The sequence below is a fragment of the Kribbella sp. genome (assembly GCF_035687465.1).
GTDB lineage: Bacteria > Actinomycetota > Actinomycetes > Propionibacteriales > Kribbellaceae > Kribbella.
Genome location: NZ_DASRXP010000641.1, coordinates 1 through 3358, shown reverse-complemented (window position 1 = coordinate 3358; position 3358 = coordinate 1). Strand labels below are relative to the sequence as shown.

Sequence of the window (3358 nt, the reverse complement as noted above, 5' to 3'; positions counted from 1 at the left end):
CCGCCACCATCGCTCCCCTGCTCGGCCTGACCGCCAACGGTGTCTCCGCACTCGCCTACCGGGCCCGTGAGGGGCTACGGCAGGCCTACCTGCAGCAGCACCTGGCCGACGTCGCCGGGGACCGCTGCCGCTGGACTACAGAGCGTCTGGGCGCCTATGTGCGAGGCGGCCTGACCAAGAGGGAGAACCACAACGTCCGGGCCCACCTGGACGACTGCGCCAAGTGCACCGCGGTCTACCTGGAGCTCGTCGAGGTCAACAGCGCGCTGCCGGCACTGCTTGCACCGGCCCTGCTCGGTACTGCGGGCCTCGGCTACCTCGCCGCGGCAACCGGTGCCAAGGTCGGCTTCGTCGGCTTCTTCGTCACCGGCTGGCGCAAGGCCACAGAGAACAGCACCCGTACTGCGGTCGGCGCCGGTGCTGTCGTCGTCGTGGTGGTGGCCGCCGTTCTCGCGGCCCTGGCCCTCACCGGTAACGAGAGTCCCCCGGCGGCGATCAACAACCCGCCGTCCCAGCAGCCGACGCAGCCCCCGGTCCAGCCGCCGACCGCCGACCCTCCGACGGTCAAACCGCCCACGGTGAAGCCGCCGTCGACCCAACCGACGCAGCCGGACCCGACGCAACCCACCACGGCGCCGACCACCGCGCCAACCCAGCCGACAACGACACCGACTACCCCCACCCCGACGCCTCCGGTGCCGACCACCCCGATCCTGGACGAAGGCCTACTGACCATCAGCGTTCCCCAGGGCGGTGGCAGCGTCCCGGCCGCCTTCGGCCAAGGCCAAGTAGTAGAGCGCTCGGCAGCGGCCGGCGAGCAGTGGGTGATCACCATCAAGTCGCCCGCAAACAACACCAAGCCGGTTGTCGTCGGCCTCAAGTACGGCGGCTCGCTGCGGTGGCCACTCAGCGGTAACCCGAGCGGCTGGACCTGTACCCGCGCAGCCGACGGCAAGAGCGGCACGTGTACGGCGGCGAACCCCCGCGCACCCCAGCCGCTGCCAGTGGAGTTCGCCAGCCCGACCGGCGGCGGTACTGCGGCCGACCGCACCTTCACCGTGTCCGCCAAGACCGGCCGGCTCTACGACGACGACTCGGCAACCCTCGCGGCACCGCCGACGACGGACGAGAACCTGCTGAAGATCAGCGTCCGCAAACCCGACCCGGACATCAACCTCCGCACGCTCACCGTTGCCCCCGGCACCGGCCGCGCCAAGGTCACGCTGCAGATCTCGTACGGCGGGTCGCTGGCCTGGCCGCTCGCCTCGAACCCGAGCGGCTGGAAATGCAGTAAGTCGGCCAAGACCTGCACCGCCACGAACCCGGCGAAACCGGCTCCGCTGTACGCCGACTTCGCAGTACCGGAAGGTGGTTCGTCCACAGCCCGGCAGTACTCGGTGACCGCGAAGGCTGACCTGGTCAGCGACGTCGACTCGGAGACGCTGGCCCCGATCCAGCTGGACGAGTCGCTGCTGCGGATCCTCACGCCGGACCCGAAGCACGACCCGAACCCGTTCGTCTACAACCGGTTCCTGACCCTGGGCGGGGGCACCGGCAAGGTCACGCTGGAGATCTCGTGGGGCAAGCACCTGAGCCTGCTCACGTACAACACTTCGGGCTGGATCTGCTCCCGCACCACCGACATCCGCCGGGCCACCTGCTCGACAGAGAACTACACGAAGGCCCTGAACACCGAGTGGGCCGCCTGGCCGGGCTCCGGCCCCGCCAACCAGATAACAGTCAAGGCCATCACCCCCGGCCGCTACGACACCGACACCGCCCCGATCCCGCCCTCCACCACTCGCCGCTAATTGGTTTTGGCCCGGCGACCCGGGCGCCTTAGGCTGGAACAGTTCGCAGTGACGGAACCGAGTAGCGCCGTCCCCTGTGGTCCAGAGAGTCGCCGGTAGCTGAGAAGGCGACGCACAGGCCGGTTCGTGAAGACACTCCTGAGCGGATGAACGGCAAGAGGCCGGACCTGGTCCGGTGAAGGTGTGGTGGCACCGCGAGATTCCCCTTCGCCCACACCTCCGGGGTTCGAGTTGACCAACGGAGGTGAAACAGCGATGCGCATTCTCAACCACGAGATCCCCTCAGCAGTAGGCCAGACCGTCACGGTGGCCGGCTGGGTGCACCGAAGACGACGGCTGGCGGCCGTCAGTTTCCTCGTACTGCGCGACCGGTCCGGCCTCAGCCAGATCGTCGTCAAGCAGCCGGAAACCCAGGCCCAGCTGGACGAACTCGGCGAGGAGACCGTCGTCCAGGTGACCGGCAAGGTCGCCGCCAACCCACAGGCACCCGGTGGCGCCGAGATCGTCGACCCGGTGATCGAGGCGCTGACCGAACCAGCCCAGACGCCACCGATCGAGCTGTGGCGTCCCACTGTCGGCGCAGGCCTGCCGGTCGTGCTCGACAACGCCCCGGTCGCCCTGCGCCACCCGGCGATCCGGGCCGGCTGGGAGATCGCGGCTGCGGCGCTCCATGGCTACCGGAGCACGCTTGACGAGCTCGGGTTCACCGAGATCCAGACGCCGAAGATCGTCGGTACCGCGACCGAGTCCGGCGCGAACGTCTTCGCCCTGGACTACTTCGGCGGTCCGGCGTACCTGGCGCAGTCGCCGCAGTTCTACAAGCAGACGATGGTCGGCGTCCTCGAACGCGTCTACGAGGTCGGTCCAGTCTTCCGGGCCGAACCCCATGACACGGTCCGGCATCTGGCGGAGTACGTCTCGCTCGACGCGGAGTTCGGCTTCATCCAGGACCACCGCGACGTTCTCGCCGTACTGCGTGAGGTCGTCGCCGGGATGCTCGCAGCGGTAGGTTCACGTGCTTCGCAGGCGCTGGAGCGGCTCAGCGTCGAGTTGCCGGAGATCCCGACCGAAGTACCGGTGCTGCACTTCAGCGAGGCACTCAAGCTGGCAGGGGCGAACCCGAACGAGCCGGACCTCTCCCCCGCGGACGAGCGGGCGATCGGTGAGTGGGCGCTGCGCGAACACGGCAGCGCGTTCGTAGCGGTCGAGGGCTACCCGATGGTGAAGCGGCCGTTCTACACCCACCCGCAACCGTCGGACCCACGCTGGTCCAACTCGTTCGACCTGTTGTTCCGAGGCGTCGAACTAGTCACCGGCGGCCAACGCCTACACCGCTACAGCGACTACAAGGCAGCGCTGGAGGTCAAGGGCGAGTCCCCCGACTCCCCCGCCTACAGCTCCTACCTGCAAGCGTTCAAACACGGCATGCCACCCCACGGCGGCTTCGCAATCGGCCTTGAACGCTTCGTAGCCCGCCTAACCGGCGCCGAAAACGTCCGCGAAGTAACCCTCTTCCCCCGAGACCTCCACCGCCTAACCCCCTGACA

2 protein-coding genes are annotated in these 3358 nt (G+C 68.5%); both read left to right on the top strand.

Translation table 11 applies throughout. The annotated features are described in order from the left end of the window. A partial coding sequence (locus VFG33_RS34140) for a zf-HC2 domain-containing protein (protein ID WP_325057139.1) occupies positions 1-1811 on the top strand: 1811 nt, incomplete at its 5' end. Positions 1812-2066: 255 nt separating this feature from the next. Further along, positions 2067-3356 carry an aspartate--tRNA(Asn) ligase gene (aspS, locus tag VFG33_RS34135; protein ID WP_325057138.1) on the top strand — a complete coding sequence of 430 codons (1290 nt, stop codon included), beginning with the start codon at positions 2067-2069 and terminating at the stop codon, positions 3354-3356. The last annotated feature ends 2 nt before the right edge of the window (positions 3357-3358 follow it).